A 19,446-nucleotide genomic window follows, 5' to 3' on the forward strand; every position below is an offset into this window, starting at 1 on the left:
GATCTCGTCGCGCCCGCCCGCCGCCAGCTGGCCGGACAGGTCACCCTCGCCGACGCGGCCGACGAAGGCCATGACCGTCTCGAGCGGCCGCACCACCGCGCGGCTGATCAGCCACGTGATCAGGACCGCCAGCAGCACCGCGGCGGCCAGGGTCAGGTAGATCGAGAGGCGCGAGCGCTCGTAGACCTCCTGCGCGGCGCGCTGGCCCAGCGCCATGCCGCCGTCGAGCTGCGCGCGGAGGTTCTTGATCCCCTCGAGGAAGGGTGCCTGCAGCCGCGCGATCTCCGCGTTGCGGGCCTCGACCGCCGCGACGTCCTGCTGGGCGATGGCGGCGAACTGCGCCTCGCCCTGCGCCCTGACCTCGCGGAACGAGCCCTGGACCGCGGTCGCCGCCGCGGCGATGCGGTCCCAGGCTGCGACGCGCTCGGCGGATACGACCTGCGTCCGGTACTGGGTGGCGAGCTGGATCGTCGTGGCGAGCCGGTTCTCGACCTGGGCAGCGGTCTGGCGCCAGGCCGCAAGGGTGTCGCCGGCCTGGGTCGCGCGCCCCTGGGCCTGCATCAGCATCGTGATCACGGCCGTGCGGCGCAGGAGACCGAGGTCGCGCGCGTCGTTCCCGAGATCGTCGAGCTGGCGCAGGATCGTCATGTCCCGCCGGACGATCGCGTCGGTCGTGTCGCGCACCGCGCCGATCTGCTCCAGGGCGTAGAGGCCGAGCGCCACCACCACCACCGTGATGGCGAAGAAGCCGAGGAGGATGCGTTTTCCGATCGAGAGCGACACGGGCGGGGATGGCTCCGGTTGGGGCAGGCGGCCCGGTCAGGGCAGCGCGCGGCGCAGGAGGCGGGGGAGGTCGATGACGACGAAGTCGGGACGGCCGTCGCCCGCCGCCCCGGAGGCCGGGGCATAGACCGAGGCGGCCTCGTTGCCCAAGCGATCGGGATCGGCCGCCCCGGCGCCGGCCGCGGCGACCGCACCAGGGGCCCGGGCGATGCCCAGGACCCGGTCCACCGCGAGGGCGAGGGGCTGGGAGTGGACGCCGCGCAGCACGATCATGTGGCCCGCCGCGTCGGCGTCGGACGCGGGATCCGGCCGGCCGAGGGCCCGGGCGAGGCTGAGCACGCCGACGATCCGCCCGGACAGGGCGACCAGACCGTCCAGCGCCGGCACCGCCCCGGGCATCGGCGTGGCGGGGCGCGACGGCAGGACCTGGGCGACGGCCGCCAGCGGCACGCCGTAGCGCTCGCCGCCGCAGGCGCAGACGAGGTGATCGACGCCCGAATCGGTCGCGGCCGCCGCGGCACCGCGCCGGGCGAGGGCGGCGGCGCGCTCGGCGCGCAGGTCCCGCTCCGGCCGCGGACGGCCGCCCTGTGCACTCGGGCCTGCGCCCATCAGGACCTCCTGCTGCCGGCGCCGCCGAGCGCGGCGCGGGCCGCGGCCGCGCTGGCCGCGATCTCGCCCGCGGAGGCGCCGTCGCCCTCGGGCAGCGCCGTGTCCGGCCCGAGGGCTTGACTCAAGGCGACGGCGTTGTCGAGGGCGCGGAGCGCCTCGTGCGGCCGTCGCAGCGCGATCAGCAGCAGGCCGAGGTGGTAGTGGGCCATCACGAAACCGCGGTCGAGGTAGAGCGCGGCCCGCAGCGCCCGCTCGGCCTCGGCGTCGCGTCCGAGGGTGCGGGCCAGGAGACCCTCGTAGAAGCGCAGGGCGGTGTCGGTCGGATCGCGGTCGAGGGCGCCCCGCAGCGCCCGCCAGGCCGCTCCGGTCTCGCCGGAATCGGCCAGCGCGCGGATCCGGTCGAGGTCGACGGCGTCATCCTCTTCCGGCCGGTCCCCCCGGGTCTCGGGCGCTGCGGGAGCCGGACCGGTGCCGGGTGCGGCGACCGGGTCCGGGGCGGGAACGGCCGCGGCGTCGGCCTCTGCGGCCCCGGACCGGCCCGGGCCAGGATCCGCCGGGGGCGGCTGCGTCGCCTGTCGCGCCGGAGGGACGGGCTCCGGCGCGGGCGCACCGGACAGGTCGACCGGTAACGCGACCGGCGGCGCCTCGGCGCGCGGTCGGTAGGCCACGGTCCCGGGCAGGCTGACGGCGTCGAGGAAGCTCGCGAAGGCGGGACTCGGCTCGGCGTGGCCGAGGAGCAGCCAGCCCTCCGGCCGCAACCTTCGGCCCAGCCCGCGCACCACCGCGGCGACCGTCCGGGCATCGAAGTAGATCAGCACGTTCCGGCAGAGGATCAGGTCGAAGGGCTCGCCCTGCGGCGGCCCCGGCTCGACGAGGCTCAGCAGGTTGCCGCGCTCGAACCGGACCGGACCGCGGTATTCGGGCCGGAGGGCGTAGCCGCCCTCGCGCCGGATGCCCGGCGCGGGCGGCAGCCGGGTGAAGTAGCGGAGCCGGTCCTCCGGCGGCATGGTCCGGAGCGCCCAGCGGCCGTACTCGGCGGCGCGGGCCGTGGCGAGCGCCTCGACGCTGATGTCGGTGCCGAGGATCGCCACCCGCCACTCGGGCAGGGCGTCGCCGAGCAGCTCGTGTACCAGGATCGCCACGGAATAGGCCTCGGCCCCGGTGGAGCAGCCCGCGCTCCAGATCCGGAGGACGCGCTCGGACGCCCGTGCCGCGATCAGCGCCGGCAGGATCGTCGCGCGCAGCGCGCTGAACTGCTCGGCGTAGCGGAAGAAGAACGTCTCGCCGACGGTGATCTCAGCTTCCAGCCGGGCCCATTCCGCCTCGCCTTCCGCGCCGCTCGACAGGATGGCCGCGTAGGCGGCGCAATCGGCCACGGCGGCGGCGCGGAACCGGCGGTGCAGCCGCTCGATCAGCAGCTCGTCCTTGTCGGTGTAGTAGTGGTGGCCGGTGCGCGCGATGATCCGCGCCTTGAGCGGCGCGTAGGCGGGATCGGCACTCAGGTCGGGACGGGGATTCCCCGGTCGGGCCATCGCGCGGTCAGACGGCGTGCGGCAGCGCGGCGAGACGTTCGGCGGCCGCCCGGGCCAGGGCGTCGACGCGGGCCCGTTCCTGCACGGTCAGGAGGCGCTCCGGCGCCAGAGCGTGGACGAGGCGCTCGCCGAGGACGAGCTCGGCCGCGACGCAGCCGTTGAGCGTGTCGGCCGCCTCGGCCGGCCGGATCGCGGAAGCCGGGACGGTCGCGAGGTCCGCCACGCGATCGACGAGGTACGCGACGGCCTCGCCCTGCATCAGCGCGAGATGGGCGTAGAGACCGGGCGTCGCGCCGGCCGGGCGCAGGCCGAGCAGCGCCGCGAGGTCGACGACCGGGACCGGCGTGCCGCCGAGATTGAGGAATCCGGTGAGCCAGCTGCCGGAAGCGGGCGGCGCGTGCAGATCCGGCAGCGGCAGGATCTCGGCGACCGCGCCGCGGGGCAGGGCGCAGGCCGTGCCTGCGAGATCCAGCAGGAGATAGGCCGAACCGCTGCTGGCCACCGCCACCCGCTCCCCTGTTGCTCGGTCGCGGCCGGGCCGGGACGGGTCGCGACATAGGCCGAGTTAACGCTGCCGGCAATTGTGCGCCGCACGGGCGCGATGACGCGGAACCAAGTCTCGCCTGAGCCGCTTATTTTCCGACGCAGCGGCAACGCGCCTGACGAGGCGCGGCGCTTTGCCTGCGCCGGTCTACGCCAGGGATTGACGATGAGGAAACTTCTGTTGGCCGCCGCGTCGCTGACGCTCCTCGCGGGCTCCGCCTACGCCCAGGGCAACTCGCCCTACAACGCCTCGGGCGCGCAGGCCGGCGGCCCGCGCGGCGGCCTGGAGCGCGCCGGCGAGGCGGCCGCGATGGAGCAGGGAGCCGCTCCGGCCGCGCGTCCGATGATGCGCAAGCGCATGAAGCACAAGCGGATGAAGCATCATCGCCGGATGCGCCACCACATGTGAGTGGCGAACACCGGGACGCGCCGCAGGCGTCGTCCGGGTGGCTCGGCCTGTCGCACCCGCGGCAGGCCTTTTTTATGCCCGGTCGCAGGCGAAGTGCCGGTCGTGCGGGCCTGAAGCATAATGCAGTCCGGTCGACGCGTGCCGTCCGACGGTTGCCGGCCGGCGCGGCGCGGTCCAGAGTTGTGCGAAAGCCGCGACGCCCGAACATGTTCGCAAACGAACATCGTCCGGCAATCAGTACAGCGGTGCGACGGCCTCACGAAGGCGAGGGAGTATAGATGTCACGACCGCTCGACCGGAGATCCGACGACAGGATCGAGGCGACCGGTGTCGAGGGGCGGCGCAGCGCGATCGTCGCCTCGGTCCGCCAGCGCGGCTTCGTGACGATCGAGGCCCTGGCGGCGCAGTTCGGCGTCACCGTCCAGACGATCCGGCGCGACCTCAACGAGCTGAGCGCCGAGGGGCGGCTGGAGCGCTACCGCGGCGGCGGCGGCCTGCCCTCCAGCGTCGAGAACATCGATTACGCCGACCGGCGGGTGACCCTGCTGCCGGAGAAGAGCCGGATCGGCCGCCTCGCGGCGAGCCGTATCCCGTCGCACTGCTCGGTCTTCATCAACATCGGCACGACACCGGAGGCCGTCGCCCGCGAGCTGACCCGACACGACGATCTCAGCATCATCACCAACAACCTCAACGTGGCGATCTCGCTCGCCGAGACGACCGAGTTCCGCATCGTCGTGGCGGGCGGCACCGTGCGGAACCGCGACGGTGCGGTGCTGGGTCAGCTCACCTGCGACACGCTCAGCCAGTTCCGGGTCGACGTGGCGGTGATCGGCATCAGCGGCATCGACGGCGACGGGGCGCTCCTCGACTACGATTACGAGGAGGTGCGGGCGACCCAGACCATCCTGGCCCATGCCCGGAAAACCTTCCTGGTGGCCGACCACACCAAGTTCACGCGGCGGCCCATGGTCCAGGTCGGGCGCCTGGAGCAGGTCGACACCTTCTTCACCGATCGGGCGCCACCGGCCGAGATCGTCGCGCTCATGGAGCGCCTGGGCGTCAACTTGGCGGTCGCCGACAGCGCGGACGAACCGTAACGAACATCGATTTTTCGCTTGCGAAAGCCGACCGCCGCGTCAATATAGTGCCGAAACGCCACCAAGGCGGCCCAGGAGGAATCATGGCGGCTGCACCGCGACAGCGCGAGCCGTCCGACGCCTACGATCTCCTGATCATCGGCGGCGGCATCAACGGCACGGGCATCGCCCGGGACGCGGCCGGCCGGGGTCTGTCGGTCCTGCTGGCCGAGCGCGGCGACCTGGCCGGCTTCACCTCCTCGTCGTCGACGAAGCTGATCCACGGCGGCCTGCGCTACCTCGAATACTACGAGTTCCGCCTCGTGCGTGAGGCGCTCGCCGAGCGCGAGCGGCTGCTGCGGCTCGCCCCGCACGTGATCTGGCCCCTGCGCTTCGTCCTGCCCCACGACGAGGGCCTGCGCCCGGCCTGGATGCTGCGGCTCGGCCTGTTCCTCTACGATCACCTCGCGCGGCTGCGCACGCTCCCGGGCTCGCACGGGGTCGACCTGCGCAGCTCCGCCTACGGGGCGCCGCTGCAGCGGCGCCTGACGCGCGGCTTCGTCTATTCCGACTGCTGGGTCGAGGACAGCCGCCTCGTGGTGCTCAACGCCATGGACGCCCGCGAGCGCGGCGCCACGGTGATGACCCGCACCGGCGTCGTCTCGGCCCGGCGCGAGGGTGACGGCTGGGTCGCGACGCTGCGCGACGAGCGCGGCGGCACCGAGCGGACGGTCCACGCGAAGGCCGTCGTCAACGCCGCCGGCCCGTGGGTCAGCGAGACGCTCGGCGGCACGCTCGGCATCAACAGCCGCGCGGCGGTGCGGCTGATCAAGGGCAGCCACATCGTGGTCAAGCGCCTGTTCGCGGGCGATCAGGCCTACATCCTGCAGCAGCCCGACAAGCGCATCATCTTCGCGATCCCCTACGAGCGCGACTTCACGCTCATCGGCACCACCGACGTCCCCTACGAGGGCGAGCCCGGCCCGGTCTCGATCTCCGAGAGCGAGACCGACTACCTCTGCGGCTGCATCAACCGCTCCTTCGACACGACGATCACCCCGGCCGACGTGGTCTGGAGCTACTCGGGCGTGCGCCCGCTCTACGACGACGCGGCCGAGAACGCGTCGGCCGTGACCCGCGACTACGTCCTCGACGTGGAGGACCAGGGCGGGGCGGCTGCGGTGCTGTCAGTCTTCGGCGGCAAGATCACGACCTACCGGCGGCTCGCCGAGCACGCGCTCGAGAAGCTGAAGCCCTACTTCCCGCACCTCGGGAAGTCCTGGACCGGTGACGCGGTCCTGCCGGGCGGCGCCATGAAGGACGCCGACTTCGACCAGTTCCTCGCCAAGCTGCGGGCCGAGACGCCGTTCCTGCCGGAGGAGACCGCCCGCCGCCTCGCCCGCGCCTACGGCACCCGGGCCCGGGACATCGTCGGGACGGCGCAGTCCATGGCGGATCTCGGCGAGGCCTTCGACGGCGGCCTCACGGCGGCCGAGGTCGACTACCTGCGGACCGAGGAGTGGGCGGTCACCGCCGACGACATCCTGTGGCGGCGCTCCAAGCTCGGCCTGCGCACCGGCGCGGAGAGCGCCGCGCGCCTCGCCGCCTACCTCGACCGCAGGGCCGAGGCCGCCTGACGCTTTCGAACCCGATCCGGCGACAGACCGGTCGGGCCATCTAGGGGAGGGAACGATGAGCCGTTACGTCGGGGCCATCGACCAGGGCACAACCAGCAGCCGCTTCATCGTGTTCGACCGGGAGGGCAGCGTGATCGCGCTCGCCCAGGCCGAGCACGCGCAGATCTACCCGGCTCCCGGCCACGTCGAGCACGACGCCACGGAGATCTGGACGAAGACCCAGAGCGTGATGCGCGAGGCCCTGGAGAAGGGCGGGCTCCAGCCCTCCGACCTCGCGGCAGTCGGTATCACCAACCAGCGCGAGACCACGCTGATCTGGGACCGGACGACCGGCAAGCCCCTGCACAACGCCCTGGTCTGGCAGGACACCCGCAACGACCGGCTGGTGGGCGAGTTCGCCCGCGACGGCGGCCGCGACCGGTTCCGCGACCTCACCGGCCTGCCGCTGGCGAGCTACTTCTCCGGCCTCAAGCTGCGCTGGCTGCTCGACCACGTCGAGGGCGCCCGGCAGAAGGCCGAGGCCGGGGACGTGCTGTTCGGCAACATCGACACGTGGCTCGTCTGGAACCTGACCGGCGGCACCGAGGGCGGCCTCCACGTCACCGACGTGACCAACGCCAGCCGCACGCAGCTCATGTCGCTGAAGACCCTCGACTGGGACGAGGGCATGCTGTCGACCTTCGGCATCCCGCGGGCGATGCTGCCGAAGATCGTCTCGTCGAGCGAGGTCTACGGCGAGACCAGGGCGCCGTTCGCGGGCGTTCCGATCGCCGGCATCCTGGGCGACCAGCAGGCGGCCCTGTTCGGCCAGACCTGCTTCGCGCCGGGCGAGGCCAAGAACACCTACGGCACCGGCTGCTTCGCGCTGATGAACACCGGCGAGGAGCCGGTCCCGTCGAAGGCCGGCCTCGTCACCACGCTGGCCTACCGCCTCGACGGCCAGAAGCCGGCCTACGCGCTGGAGGGCTCGATCGCCATCACGGGCGCCCTGGTGCAGTGGCTGCGCGACAACCTGCACATGATCAAGGATTCCGCCGAGGTCGAGACGCTCGCCACGACGGTCGAGGACAACGGCGGCGTCTACTTCGTGCCGGCCTTCTCGGGCCTCTACGCGCCGCACTGGAACGAGGGCGCCCGCGGCCTGATCATCGGCCTGACCCGCTACGTCAACCGCGGCCACATCGCCCGCTCGGTGCTGGAGGCGACCGCCTTCCAGACCCGCGAGGTGCTGCAGGCCATGGCCAAGGATTCCGGCATCCCCGTCAAGGAGTTGCGGGCCGACGGCGGCATGGTCGCCAACAACACCCTGATGCAGTTCCAGTCCGACCTGCTCGACGTGCCGGTGGTGCGCCCGAAGGTGGCCGAGACCACGGCGCTCGGCGCCGCCTACGCGGCGGGTCTCGCGGTCGGCTACTGGAAGGGCCTCGACGACCTCAAGCGCAACTGGGGCGTCGACAAGCGCTGGACGCCGAAGATGGATGCCGGCCAGCGCGAGAAGATCGCCGCCGCCTGGAGCCGGGCTGTGCAGCGCTCCTTCGACTGGAAGACCGACGAGGATTGAGACGGGCTCGGGGCGCACACGCCCCGCGCAGTCCCACTCGCGCCCGCATCCGGAGCCGCTGCGCGGCGGCCTCGAAGAAGGGCTCCAGATCGCCGCGGGATCCCCGGAGGCCTTCGAAGAGGCCTCCGGGGCGCTCCGGTACCGCAGGAGAGGGCGCCGGCCCGGACCTGCGTGACCATTCGGTGACCGCCACCGGCATTCACGCGCTCGCCAAAGCTTTGAACTTTCACAAAAAGCAGCGAACGGGGGAGACGAGACGATGACATCACCCTTCCTGGGCGAATTCCTGGGCACGATGACCCTGATCGTGCTCGGCGACGGCGTCGTGGCCGGCGCCCTGCTCAAGCATTCCAAGGGCGAGAATGCCGGCTGGATCGCCATCACGGCGGGCTGGGCCTTCGCGGTCCTCGCGGGCGTCTTCGTGGCCAACGCCACCGGCAGCGCCGACGCCCATATCAACCCGGCCGTCACCGTGGCGGGCGCGGTCAGTTCCGGCGATTTCAGCAAGATCCCCGTCTACATCCCGGCCCAGATGCTCGGTGCCTTCGTGGGCGCCGTGCTCGTCTGGCTCCACTACCTGCCGCACTGGGGCGCGACCCAGGATCCCGGCCTCAAGCTCGCCTGCTTCTGCACCGGCCCGGCGATCCGCGACGCGAAGGCCAACTGGATCTCCGAGATCATCGCGACCTTCTTCCTGATCCTGACGATCTCCGCCCTCGTGACCACCACCCTGGGCTCGGCCGGCGCGATCCCGCGGGCCGTCGCGCCCTACATGGTCGGCATGCTGGTCTGGGGCATCGGCCTGTCGCTCGGCGGCACCACCGGCTACGCCATCAATCCGGCCCGCGACCTCGGGCCGCGCGTCGCCCACGCGGTGCTGCCGATCGCCGGCAAGGGCAGCTCCGACTGGGGCTACGCGCTGATCCCGGTGGCCGCGCCCCTGGTCGGGGCGGTGCTGGCCGGGCTCTTCGTCCGGGCGCTGGGGATCTGACGGAACGGCCGCACCCTCAACCACCGCGGGGCGGCCCGGCGTCGCGGCGGTTTGCGGCGCGCGGCCTTGGGCCTTAAGTCAGGACGATCCCGACCGCGCCCCTGGGGCGCTTCCCCGCGGTGTGCCCCCGACCCATGGCCGTCGTCCTCGACACCCTGAAGAACGATCCGCGGCCGGTCCGCCTGCGCCACCCCGAGAAGGCGCACCGGCCCGACCAGCCCGTCCAGGCCAAGAAGCCGGACTGGATCCGCGTGAAGGCGCCCGGCTCCAGGGCCTGGTCCGAGACGCAGAAGATCGTGCGCGAGCACGGTCTGGTCACCGTCTGCGAGGAAGCGGGCTGCCCGAATATCGGCGAGTGCTGGGAGAAGCGGCACGCCACCTTCATGATCATGGGCGACACCTGCACGCGGGCCTGCGCCTTCTGCAACGTGCGCACCGGCCTGCCCGACGCCCTCGACCTGGGCGAGCCGGACAAGATCGCCGATTCGGTGGCCAAGCTCGGCCTGCACCACGTGGTCATCACCTCGGTGGACCGGGACGACCTGAAGGACGGCGGCGCCGAGCACTTCGCCCGGACCATCGCGGCGATCCGGCGGGCGAGCCCCGGCACGACCGTCGAGATCCTGACGCCCGACTTCCTGCGCAAGGACGGGGCGCTGGAGGTCGTGGTCGCCGCCAAGCCCGACGTGTTCAATCACAACCTGGAGACGGTGCCGGCCAAGTACCTCACGGTGCGGCCGGGTGCCCGCTACTTCCACTCGGTGCGCCTGCTGCAGCGGGTGAAGGAGCTCGACCCGACGATCTTCACCAAGTCCGGCATCATGGTCGGGCTCGGCGAGGAGCGGAACGAGGTGCTCCAGCTTATGGACGACCTGCGCTCGGCCGACGTCGACTTCCTCACCGTCGGACAGTACCTGCAGCCGTCGAAGAAGCACCACGAGGTCGTGCGCTTCGTCCCCCCGGACGAGTTCAAGGCCTACGAGACCACCGCCTACGCCAAGGGTTTCCTGCTGGTCTCGGCCACGCCGCTCACGCGCTCGTCGCACCATGCCGGCGAGGATTTCGCGCGTTTGCAGGCGGCGCGTCTGGCCAAACTGTCGCCCGCGCTCTCGGCCTGAGGATATCCGAAGACCATGCCGTCCTTCCGGGTCACCCGCGCGGTGAAGCACACGCCGCAGCAGATGTACGACCTCGTCGCCGACGTGGAGCGCTACCCCGAGTTCCTGCCGCTCTGCGAATCCCTGCGGGTGATCCGCCGGCAGGACATGCCTGAGGGCGGGCAGGTGCTGATCGCCGAGATGGGCGTCGGCTACAAGGCGATCCGCGAGCGCTTCACCACCCGGGTCACCCTCGATCCGGCGAGTCTCAAGATCGTCGCCGAGTACATCGACGGCCCGTTCCGGCACTTGGAGAACCGCTGGCTGTTCAAGGACGGCCCCGACGGCGGCTGCAACGTCGACTTCTTCATCACCTACGAGTTCAAGAGCCGCACCCTGGGGCTCCTCATGGGCACGATGTTCGACCGCGCCTTCCGCAAGTTCACCGACGCCTTCGAGGGGCGGGCGAACCGGATGTACGGGGCGCGGGCTTAGCCGCCGTCCTCGCGCGCACAGTGAAACGACCCGGGGAAATGGGACGCCTCCGAATGTGGCGTTGCCCTGGATTGCTTCGCTGCACTCGCGAAGACGGTGCGCAGGGATGGCGTCAGGCCCGCAGCGACACGCGCACGTGCTCGAGCCCCACATCCATCCCGATCCTCCGCGCCGGCAGGACCTGAAGCCGCGGCAGGGCGTCGAGGAGGCGCAGGGCGAGCGGCGCCCGGAGCGGCACGTCGGCCGCCAGCGACGCGGCGATCACGCGGGACTGCATGGGGGAGGGCGCGGAAGCGCTCGGTGAAGCCCGGCTCGTCCATCGGCCGGAGGGGTGGATGGTCTCGTCGCGGAAGTCGCGCAGGAAGTCCGCGTGCGTCTCCAGAACGGTGACGTCGAGGCTCGCGCGGACGAAGAGCAGGCCGGCCATCGTCCGGGCGGGGACCCCGCCGACGAGGCAGAGGCGGGTCGTCACCGTCCCCGTGGGCCGTCCTTCCCGTGCCGCGATCAGTCGCCGAGGGCGTCCTCCAACAGACCGAGCGCGTCGGCCACGGCGGCGCGGCGGATGCCCGCGCGCCCGAGATCGCCGTAGCGCCGCTCCAGGTGGCGCGTGTCGCCATCTCGCCGACTGAGGCCGAAATGCACCAGCCCCACCGGCTTCTCGGCGCTCCCGCCCCCCGGGCCGGCGATGCCGGTGATCGCCACCGCGACGGAGGCCCGCGACGCGGCCAGCGCCCCGGCGGCCATCGCCCGCGCCACGGGCTCGCTGACCGCGCCGTGCCGGCGGATCAGGTCGATGGGCACACCGATCGCCTCGGCCTTCGCGTCGTTCGAGTAGGTGACGAAGCCGCGCTCCAGGACGGCCGACGAGCCCGGCACCGCGGTGAGCAGCCCGGCCACGAGGCCGCCCGTGCAGGACTCGGCGGTGGCGACGGTGCGCCCGTCCGCCGCGTAGGCGGTCACCAGCGCCTCGGCCCGGGCGAGAAGCTCTGCGTCGTCGACCATCGCGAACGGGCTCCCCTCGGGCGCCGCCGCCCTATCTCCTGTTGTGACCCATGGCCGAGCCCGGCTCAAGGACCGGCGGCCGCCGACTGGAGACAGCCCTTCCATGATCTTCCCCGCGACCACGGCCTTCTACGCCGGGCTGCTCGCCCTCGTGTATCTCGGCCTCTCGGGATGGGTGATCGGGGCCCGCGTCTCCGGGAACGTGCTGCTCGGCGACGGCGGCGACGACACGGTCCTCAGGCGCGTGCGCTCGCACGCCAATTTCGCGGAATACGTGCCGCTGGCCCTGATCGTCGTCGGCCTGCTGGAGGCGAGCGGCGGCAGCCACGGGCTCGTCCGGGCGCTGCTGGTCGCCCTGCTGGTCGCCCGGATCCTGCACCCGATCGGGATGTTCGCGCCCCCGAACTCGCCGCGCCAGTTCGCCTGCCGGGGCGGCGGCATCCTGCTGACGATGGCGGTCCTGGGCGTCGCGGCGATCGCGCTGCTGGTGCGGGTGGCCTGAGGCGGAGTGCGACGCCCCCTCCCGTGCGAGAGAGGGGCCCGCGCCCGACCTCTGGCCGCTCAGCCCTGCCGCATCGCGGTCTCGGCCTGCGCGTCGAGGGCGGGGCCGTCCTCCTCGGGCAGCCGGACCGTCGCGGCCGCCTGGGCGGCGAGCCCCTCCGCCCGGCCGACGAAGCCGAGCTTCTCGGTGGTCGTCGCCTTGATGGAGACCGCCGAGAGCGGGACGCCCGCGATGGCGGCGATGCGCGCGCGGATCTCCTCGCGGTGCTGGCCGATGCGGGGAGCCTCGGCGAGCACGGTGATGTCGAGGTGGTCGATGCGGCCGCCGCGGGCACGGACGAGGTCGCAGGCATGGGCCAGGAACTGGTCCGAGGAAGCCCCGCGCCAGCGCTCGTCGGAGGGCGGGAAGTGGGTGCCGATATCGCCGTCCGCGATGGCCCCGAGCAGGGCGTCGGTCAGGGCGTGCAGCGCGACGTCGCCGTCCGAGTGGGCGAGCACGCCGCGGTCGGCGGGGATCTTCACCCCGCCCAGCCAGACATGGTCGCCGGTGGTGAAGGCGTGCACGTCGAAGCCGGTGCCGAGGCGGGTCACGTAGGTGGTCATGGCGCGGGCTCCCGGCGCTGGCAATGCGGTGGTCTCGGTCGCGAAGGCGCGGTCCGCCTCGATCAGGTCGGCGGGCTGGGTGATCTTGCGGTTGGCGACGTCGCCCGCGAACACCACCACCGGCAGGCCGGCCCATTCGGCGAGGGCGCCGTCGTCGGTGAAACCGTCGAGGCCCTGCGCGGCGGCGTCCCGGTGGGCACCGAGCAGCGGGCCGAACACGAAGGCCTGGGGTGTCTGGACCGCGCGCAGGTGCTCCCGCGGCGGGGTCTCGTGCACCCGGCCGATGCCGGGCGCGATGTCGACGACGCGCTTGACCGTGTCGGTGACCGGCACGCCCGGAACGGCCGCCCCGTGGTCGCGGCCGGCCGCGATCGCCCGGGCGATCAAAGCGGAATCCACGTAGGGGCGGGCGGCATCGTGGACGAGCACGATCTCGGGCGCGTCGCCGGCGGCCAGGGCCTCGAGACCGGCGCGCACGGAGAGCTGGCGCGTCGCGCCGCCCTCGACCGGCGGCGCGACCTTGGCGCGGATCGCGGGCGCGAGTTCCTCCAGGCAGTCGCGGAAGAACTCCGCCGCGTCGGCGGCGATCACAGGCTGGATCCGCGCGATCGCGTCGTCCGCCGCGAGTGCCGCCAGGGTGCGGGTGAGGACCGCCTGGCCGCCGACTCGGCGGTACTGCTTGGGGGTGCCGCCGCCGATGCGGATGCCGCGTCCGGCCGCCACCACCACCGCGGCGACGCCGGCTCCCGCGCTGGCGGGTCCGGTGGCTGGCGTGCCGGTGGCGGGCATGGGCAACGAGCTCGTGACGTCCTGAGGGGCGGAATGGCGGCCAGCGCGCGGGCCAGGCGTGCCGCCGTGACCCTGCCGCGGAGGGTGCCCGTCGTTTAAGCGGGGGAGGGCCCGAAATCAACGCGCGGTCCCGCTTGCCAGCGGACCGGCTTTGCCTCATTGTTGTGCAGAATGACGACTGACCAATATTTGAGCGCGCTGCGCCGTGCGGGAGCGACCGCGGAGGGGGCAAACGGGACCGATCCCGCCCCGCTCTGCCTGCTCGCGCCGCTCTCGGGCGTCACCGACCTGCACATGCGCCGCATCGCCCGCCGCTGCGGCGCCGACGCGGTCGTCTCCGAGATGGTGGCGGCCCGGGAACTCGCGCGCGGGTCCGGCGAGGCCGCGATGCGCGCCGAGGGCTCCGGGGTCGACCTGCACGTGGTCCAGCTCGCGGGCTGCGAGGCGGGCCCGATGGCGGAGGCCGCCCGGATCGCGGAGGCCGGGGGCGCCGACGTGATCGACGTGAACATGGGCTGCCCGGCCAAGATCGTGACGGGGATCGCCTCGGGCTCGGCCCTGATGCGCGACCTCGACCACGCCGAGCGCCTGCTCGCCGCGGTCCGGGGCGCGGTGTCGGTCCCGGTGACGGTGAAGATGCGCCTCGGCTGGGACGACGCGAGCCGCAACGCCGCGGATCTCGCCGCCCGGGCCGAGCGGCTGGGCCTGAACGCCGTGACGGTCCACGGGCGCACCCGGCAGCAATTCTACAAAGGCAGCGCCGACTGGTCGGCGATCGGGGCCGTCGTCGCGGCGGTGTCGATCCCGGTGATCGCCAACGGCGACGTGACCGACCTCGCCAGCGCCCGCGCCTGCCTGGACGCCTCCGGCGCCGCGGGCGTCATGATCGGCCGTGCGGCGACCGGCCGCCCCTGGCTGGTCGGCCAAGTCGCCGCGGCGCTCGCGGGCCGGCCGGCCGCGGAACCGTCCCGGGCCGCGCAGGCCGTCCTGGCCGCCGAGCATTACGCGGGGCTGCTGTCGCTTTACGGCCGCGACATGGGCGTGCGCCACGCCCGCAAGCACCTCGCCGCCTATGCCGAGACCGGCGGCGCGCTGGGTCCCGCGGAACGCGCGACCCTCCTCACCACCACCGACCCGGAGATCGCGCTCAACCTGCTGGCCCGGGCCTTCGCGGGTGCGGCGAACCGCGTGCAGGAGGCCGCGTGAGCGACGAGCCCCTCCCGCGCGAGCCCGGCACCCGGCGCGACACGGCCGCCGAGGCCGTCCTGAACGCGCTGCCGCTGCCGGTCCTGACCATCGGCGCCGACGAGCAGATCCTCCACTGCAACCACGCCGCGGAGGCGTTCTTCGACTACTCGGCGCGGCTGATGCAGCGCCGGCGGCTGCGCGACATCATCCCGTTCGCCTCGCCGATCATCGCCCTGGTGGCCGAGGTCCGACGGCGCCGCGCCAGCGTCAGCGAGTACCGGGTGGAGCTGACCCAGCCGCGCCTCGGCCTGGAGCGCAGCGTCGACGTGTTCGCGACGCCGCTCGGCGACGACGGCGAGGCCGTGGTGATGATGCTCCAGGAGCGCACCATCGCCGACAAGATGAACCGCCAGCTCACCCATCGCGGCGCGGCGCGCTCGATGGTGGCGCTCGGCGCGATGCTGGCCCACGAGATCAAGAACCCGCTCGCCGGCATCCGCGGCGCGGCGCAGCTCCTCGAGAGCACCGGCGCCGAGGAGGACCGGCTCCTCACCCGCCTGATCTGCGACGAGTCCGACCGGATCGTCCGCATCGTCGAGAGGATGGAGCTGTTCGGCGACGAGCGCCCCTCGGATCGCGGCGCCGTCAACGTCCACGGGGTGCTCGACCAGGTGAAGCGCTCGGCGCAGTCGGGCTTCGCGCGGCACATCCGGTTCATCGAGACCTACGACCCGTCGCTGCCGCCGGTGCTCGGCAACCGCGACCAGCTGATCCAGGTGATCCTGAACCTCGTGAAGAACGCCGCCGAGGCGATCGGCCCGGACGCGGTCGAGGGCGAGATCACCCTGTCGACCGCCTTCCGCACCGGCCTACGCCTGCAGGTTCCGGGCTCCCGCGAGCGGGTCAGCCTGCCGATCGAGGTGGCGGTGCGCGACAACGGCCCGGGCATCTCGGCCGACCTGCTGCCCGACCTGTTCGACCCGTTCGTCACCACCAAGGCGCAGGGCTCCGGCCTGGGTCTTGCTTTGGTGGCCAAGATCGTCGGCGATCACGGCGGGATCGTCGAGTGCGATCCCGCCCCGCGCCGCACGGCGTTCCGCATCCTTCTGCCGATGTCGAGTGCCCGGGACGGGCGCGAATCGGCGGTCGATCCGTGATGTCGATCCCCGAATCCGGCCCCCCGTCGGAGGTCTGAGTAGAGAGTCATGCCGAACGGCCACATCATCGTCGCCGACGACGACGCCGCCATCCGCACCGTGCTGAACCAAGCGCTGTCCCGGGCGGGCTACGAGGTCCGCTCGACGGGCAACTGCGCCACTCTCTGGCGCTGGGTCGCGCAGGGGGAGGGCGACCTCGTCATCACCGACGTGGTCATGCCCGACGAGAACGTGTTCGACCTGCTGCCGCGCATCAAGCGGGTGCGGCCGGAGCTGCCGATCATCGTGATGAGCGCGCAGAACACCTTCATGACGGCGATCCGCGCCTCGGAGCGGGGCGCCTACGAGTACCTGCCCAAGCCCTTCGACCTGAAGGAGCTGATCGCCATCGTGGGCCGGGCGCTCTCGCGCCCCCGCGGCGCGGCGCCGGCCGGGGCGCCCCCCGAGAACGAGGACATCCCGCTGGTCGGCCGCTCGCCGGCCATGCAGGAGATCTACCGGGCGCTCGCCCGGCTGATGCCGACCGACCTCACCGTGATGATCACCGGCGAGTCGGGCACCGGCAAGGAGCTGGTCGCCCGCGCGCTGCACGATTACGGCCGCCGCCGCACCGGCCCGTTCGTGCCGGTCAACATGGCGGCGATCCCGCGCGACCTGATCGAGTCCGAGTTGTTCGGCCACGAGAAGGGCGCGTTCACGGGGGCGCTCCAGCGCTCCGCCGGCCGGTTCGAGCAGGCCGAGGGCGGCACGCTGTTCCTCGACGAGATCGGCGACATGCCCATGGAGGCGCAGACCCGGCTGCTGCGCGTGCTCCAGCAGGGCGAGTACACGACGGTGGGCGGGCGCGTCCCGATCCGCACCAACGTCCGGATCATCGCGGCCACCAACAAGGACCTGCGAGTCTCGATCCAGCAGGGCATCTTCCGCGAGGACCTGTTCTTCCGCCTCAACGTCGTGCCGCTGCGGCTTCCGGCCCTGCGCGAGCGCTCCGAGGACGTGCCGGACCTCGTCCGCCACTTCTTCGTGCTGGTCGAGCGCGAGGGCCTGACCCGGAAGACCCTCGACGGCGACGCCATGGAGCGGCTGAAGCGCTACCGCTGGCCCGGCAACGTCCGCGAGCTCGAGAACCTCGTCCGGCGGCTCGCCGCCCTCTACCCGCAGGAGACGATCACCGGCCCGGTGATCGAGGCCGAGCTCGACACGCTGCCGCTGGCGACACCCGCGGCGCCGGCCGCCAACGGCGCCGCCCGCAAGGCCAACGGCGAGTCGGAGACCCTGTCCAGCGCGGTGGAGCGCCACCTCTCGGACTACTTCTCCGGCTATCGCGACACGCTGCCGCCCCCCGGGCTGTATCACCGGATCCTGCGGGAGATCGAAGGCCCGCTGATCGGCGCGGCGCTCGCCGCCACCCGCGGCAACCAGATCCGGGCCGCGGAGCTGCTCGGCGTCAACCGCAACACCCTGCGCAAGAAGGTCCGCGACCTCGACCTGCAGGTCTTCCGGACGGCGCGGTAGGGCGATCCCAGGCCGATCCCAACAAATCCCAGGTCCCGAGGTGCGCGCGGCGCGCCCCGGGATCACGCGGAGGGTGGGATGAGCGCGCTCCGGCCCGCTCTCAGCGGCCCGGCAGGATCGGGTCGCCGCGCATCAGCGCGTGCAGCCGCTCCGTGTCGAACCCGTTGGGGATGCTGGGCACGGCCGGCTTCGGCGCCGGTGCGGCCTTCGCCGGAAGCGGGATCGACCCCGTCGCCGACGGCTCGGCCTGGGCGGCACGGACCACCGGCGCCGGCGCCAGATGGGCGAGCCGGTCGGCGCTGACGAGGGCGACGGTCGCCGTCGAGACGAGGACGAGGACGGCGCCGAGGAGGGAACGCAGGATACGCAAGCGACCACCCGGGACGCGACTTGAGACGGCAACAGATTTACGGCGCGGCCGTTAACGAAGCCCCACTCCAAGTCTTCGGGAGGCGATATTGACCAACGTCCAGGCCACCGCGAGCGACAGCCCGTTCATCCAGGGCCGCAACGCGCGCCTCTACGGGAAGCCCGTGAGCGAATGCCCCTATCCGGAGGGCTCCCAGGAGCGCGCCGCGTGGATGGAGGCCTACGAGGAGGCCGTGGTCTCGGATCCGCCCGAGAAGCCGTGACGGCGGAAAACGCGGCGGCCCGACACTGCGAGCCCGCGCGTCCGGCTTGACCTCGCCGGGCGCGGCGCGCTTCGTGCGGTGCACCGCAACGCGATCTCCGAGCCTCGATGTCCCTGAAGCCCTCGCCCGACGCCACGCAGACCTTCGCGCCCGCGACGCGCCTCGTCCACGCGGGCCGCGACCCGGGCGAGCAGCACGGCTTCGTGAACACGCCGATCTACCGCGGCTCTACGGTCCTCTACCCGACCTACGACGCGATCAAGAACCGGCGCGGGCGCTACAATTACGGCACCTCGGCGACGCCCACCATGGACGCGCTGACGGGGGCCTGGACGGAACTCGCCGGCGCCGCCGGCACCGTCGTGACGCCCTCGGGCCTCGCGGCGCTCACCGTCGCGCTGATGGCCGCGGTGTCGGCGGGCGACCACCTCCTCGTCACCGATTCCGCCTACCGGCCGACCCGCCAGTTCTGCGACGGCGTGCTGGCGCGCTACGGCGTCGACGTGACTTACTACGACCCGGTCATCGGGGCCGGCATCGCGGCGCTGATGCGCCCGAACACCCGGGCCGTGCTGGTCGAGGCGCCCGGATCTCAGAGCTTCGAGATGCAGGACATCCCGGCCATCGCCGAGGTGGCGCACGCCCACGATGCCTGCGTGATCATGGACAACACCTGGGCGACGCCGCTGCTGTTCCCGCCGCACGCGCGCGGCGTCGACATCGCGGTCGAGGCCGGCACCAAGTACCTGAGCGGCGGCTCGGACCTGCTGATCGGCCTGACCTCCGCGAATGCCCGGTACTACCCGGCCGTGCGCCGCACCTTCGACCATTTCGCCATGTGCGCCGGCGCGGAGGACATCTTCCTGGCGCTGCGCGGCCTGCGGACGATGAATCTGCGGCTGCGCGAGCACGGCCGCGCCGGGCTGGAGATGGCCCAGTGGTTCCAGGCGCGGCCCGAGGTGCTGCGGGTGCTCCATCCCGGCCTGCCGGAGGATCCGGGCCACGCGATCTGGAAGCGAGACTTCGCGGGCGCCTCGGGTCTGTTCGGGGTGATCCTCAAGCCGGTGCCCGAGGCCGCGGTGGCGGCCATGCTCGACGGGCTGCAGCTCTTCGGGATGGGCTTCTCCTGGGGCGGCTTCGAGAGCCTCGTGATCCCGTTCGACTGCGCGGGCTACCGGACCGCGACCCGGTGGGCCCCCGGCGGACCGGCGCTCCGCTTCCACATCGGCCTCGAGGACACCGCCGATCTCAAGGCCGACCTCGACGCCGGCTTCGCGCGCCTCCGGGCGGCGTCGTAGGGCGGTCCCGTCCACGACAGGCGGG

At 72.7% G+C, this 19,446-nt stretch carries 20 protein-coding genes and 1 pseudogene; 13 read left to right on the plus strand and 8 right to left on the minus strand.

The window, feature by feature from the left end; translation table 11 throughout:
• The 4 genes and pseudogenes from ACLBYG_RS07360 to ACLBYG_RS07375 form a co-directional block, all read right to left on the minus strand.
• Positions 1-783, minus strand: a pseudogene (locus tag ACLBYG_RS07360) (methyl-accepting chemotaxis protein); the annotation flags it as partial.
• Between the two features lie 36 nt (positions 784-819).
• On the minus strand, positions 820-1,392 hold the full coding sequence (locus ACLBYG_RS07365) for a chemotaxis protein CheW (RefSeq protein ID WP_447681036.1): 573 nt from the start codon (positions 1,390-1,392) through the stop codon (positions 820-822).
• Entirely contained in the window at positions 1,392-2,924 is a 1,533-nt protein-coding gene (locus ACLBYG_RS07370; RefSeq protein ID WP_447681037.1) for a CheR family methyltransferase, read from the minus strand. Before ACLBYG_RS07370 ends, ACLBYG_RS07365 begins: the two co-directional genes overlap by 1 nt.
• Before the next feature lie 7 nt (positions 2,925-2,931).
• Entirely contained in the window at positions 2,932-3,426 is a 495-nt protein-coding gene (locus tag ACLBYG_RS07375) for a chemotaxis protein CheW (protein WP_447681038.1), read from the minus strand.
• A 207-nt stretch (positions 3,427-3,633) separates the two neighbouring features.
• Between ACLBYG_RS07375 and ACLBYG_RS07380 the strand changes: the two genes are divergently transcribed.
• The 7 genes from ACLBYG_RS07380 (at position 3,634) to ACLBYG_RS07410 (ending at position 10,736) form a co-directional block, all read left to right on the plus strand.
• A complete protein-coding gene (locus tag ACLBYG_RS07380; RefSeq protein ID WP_026605287.1) occupies positions 3,634-3,876 on the plus strand; it encodes a hypothetical protein in 243 nt (80 codons plus the stop codon).
• 278 nt (positions 3,877-4,154) lie between these two features.
• On the plus strand, positions 4,155-4,976 hold the full coding sequence (locus ACLBYG_RS07385; protein WP_020095420.1) for a DeoR/GlpR family DNA-binding transcription regulator: 822 nt from the start codon (positions 4,155-4,157) through the stop codon (positions 4,974-4,976).
• A gap of 83 nt (positions 4,977-5,059) precedes the next feature.
• Positions 5,060-6,592, plus strand: coding sequence for a glycerol-3-phosphate dehydrogenase (glpD, locus tag ACLBYG_RS07390; RefSeq protein ID WP_447681039.1), 1,533 nt, complete (start codon positions 5,060-5,062; stop codon positions 6,590-6,592).
• Positions 6,593-6,647: 55 nt separating this feature from the next.
• A complete protein-coding gene (glpK, locus tag ACLBYG_RS07395) occupies positions 6,648-8,153 on the plus strand; it encodes a glycerol kinase GlpK (RefSeq protein WP_100252358.1) in 1,506 nt (501 codons plus the stop codon).
• A 259-nt stretch (positions 8,154-8,412) separates the two neighbouring features.
• Positions 8,413-9,144, plus strand: a complete 732-nt coding sequence (locus ACLBYG_RS07400) for an MIP/aquaporin family protein (RefSeq protein ID WP_020095417.1) — start codon at positions 8,413-8,415, stop codon at positions 9,142-9,144.
• 134 nt (positions 9,145-9,278) lie between these two features.
• The gene (gene lipA / locus ACLBYG_RS07405; RefSeq protein WP_447681040.1) at positions 9,279-10,262 is read left to right on the plus strand and encodes a lipoyl synthase; all 984 of its coding nucleotides are present in this window, start codon (positions 9,279-9,281) and stop codon (positions 10,260-10,262) included.
• Between the two features lie 15 nt (positions 10,263-10,277).
• Positions 10,278-10,736, plus strand: coding sequence for a type II toxin-antitoxin system RatA family toxin (locus ACLBYG_RS07410; protein WP_020095415.1), 459 nt, complete (start codon positions 10,278-10,280; stop codon positions 10,734-10,736).
• A 112-nt stretch (positions 10,737-10,848) separates the two neighbouring features.
• On the opposite strand, the gene ACLBYG_RS07415 is transcribed toward ACLBYG_RS07410, so the two are convergent.
• Positions 10,849-11,208 (minus strand): hypothetical protein, encoded by a 360-nt coding sequence (locus tag ACLBYG_RS07415; RefSeq protein ID WP_447681041.1) that lies wholly within the window; start codon positions 11,206-11,208, stop codon positions 10,849-10,851.
• Positions 11,209-11,240: 32 nt separating this feature from the next.
• Positions 11,241-11,738 (minus strand): CinA family protein, encoded by a 498-nt coding sequence (locus ACLBYG_RS07420; protein WP_447681042.1) that lies wholly within the window; start codon positions 11,736-11,738, stop codon positions 11,241-11,243.
• A gap of 103 nt (positions 11,739-11,841) precedes the next feature.
• Between ACLBYG_RS07420 and ACLBYG_RS07425 the strand changes: the two genes are divergently transcribed.
• A complete protein-coding gene (locus ACLBYG_RS07425; protein ID WP_091680423.1) occupies positions 11,842-12,240 on the plus strand; it encodes an MAPEG family protein in 399 nt (132 codons plus the stop codon).
• A 59-nt stretch (positions 12,241-12,299) separates the two neighbouring features.
• Here the strand turns inward: ACLBYG_RS07425 and ACLBYG_RS07430 are convergent, their stop codons facing one another.
• Positions 12,300-13,631, minus strand: coding sequence for a bifunctional 2-C-methyl-D-erythritol 4-phosphate cytidylyltransferase/2-C-methyl-D-erythritol 2,4-cyclodiphosphate synthase (locus ACLBYG_RS07430; protein ID WP_447681043.1), 1,332 nt, complete (start codon positions 13,629-13,631; stop codon positions 12,300-12,302).
• 171 nt (positions 13,632-13,802) lie between these two features.
• On the opposite strand from ACLBYG_RS07430, the gene dusB reads away from it, so the two are divergent.
• From dusB to ntrC, 3 genes are read left to right on the plus strand one after another with little or no spacing between them, the layout of a single operon-like run.
• On the plus strand, positions 13,803-14,837 hold the full coding sequence (dusB, locus tag ACLBYG_RS07435) for a tRNA dihydrouridine synthase DusB (protein ID WP_447681044.1): 1,035 nt from the start codon (positions 13,803-13,805) through the stop codon (positions 14,835-14,837).
• Positions 14,834-15,976, plus strand: a complete 1,143-nt coding sequence (locus ACLBYG_RS07440; protein ID WP_020095410.1) for a two-component system sensor histidine kinase NtrB — start codon at positions 14,834-14,836, stop codon at positions 15,974-15,976. The genes dusB and ACLBYG_RS07440 overlap by 4 nt, the downstream gene beginning before the upstream one ends.
• Positions 15,977-16,024: 48 nt before the next feature.
• On the plus strand, positions 16,025-17,491 hold the full coding sequence (gene ntrC / locus ACLBYG_RS07445; RefSeq protein ID WP_012319142.1) for a nitrogen regulation protein NR(I): 1,467 nt from the start codon (positions 16,025-16,027) through the stop codon (positions 17,489-17,491).
• A gap of 100 nt (positions 17,492-17,591) precedes the next feature.
• Here the strand turns inward: ntrC and ACLBYG_RS07450 are convergent, their stop codons facing one another.
• Entirely contained in the window at positions 17,592-17,861 is a 270-nt protein-coding gene (locus tag ACLBYG_RS07450; protein WP_056532366.1) for a hypothetical protein, read from the minus strand.
• 88 nt (positions 17,862-17,949) lie between these two features.
• Between ACLBYG_RS07450 and ACLBYG_RS07455 the strand changes: the two genes are divergently transcribed.
• A complete protein-coding gene (locus ACLBYG_RS07455; RefSeq protein WP_012319140.1) occupies positions 17,950-18,123 on the plus strand; it encodes a ribosome modulation factor in 174 nt (57 codons plus the stop codon).
• A 107-nt stretch (positions 18,124-18,230) separates the two neighbouring features.
• Complete coding sequence (metC, locus tag ACLBYG_RS07460) at positions 18,231-19,421, plus strand: cystathionine beta-lyase (protein ID WP_091977351.1); 1,191 nt, start codon at positions 18,231-18,233, stop codon at positions 19,419-19,421.
• Positions 19,422-19,446 lie beyond the last annotated feature (25 nt).

Source organism: Methylobacterium sp. D53M (genome assembly GCF_053345625.1).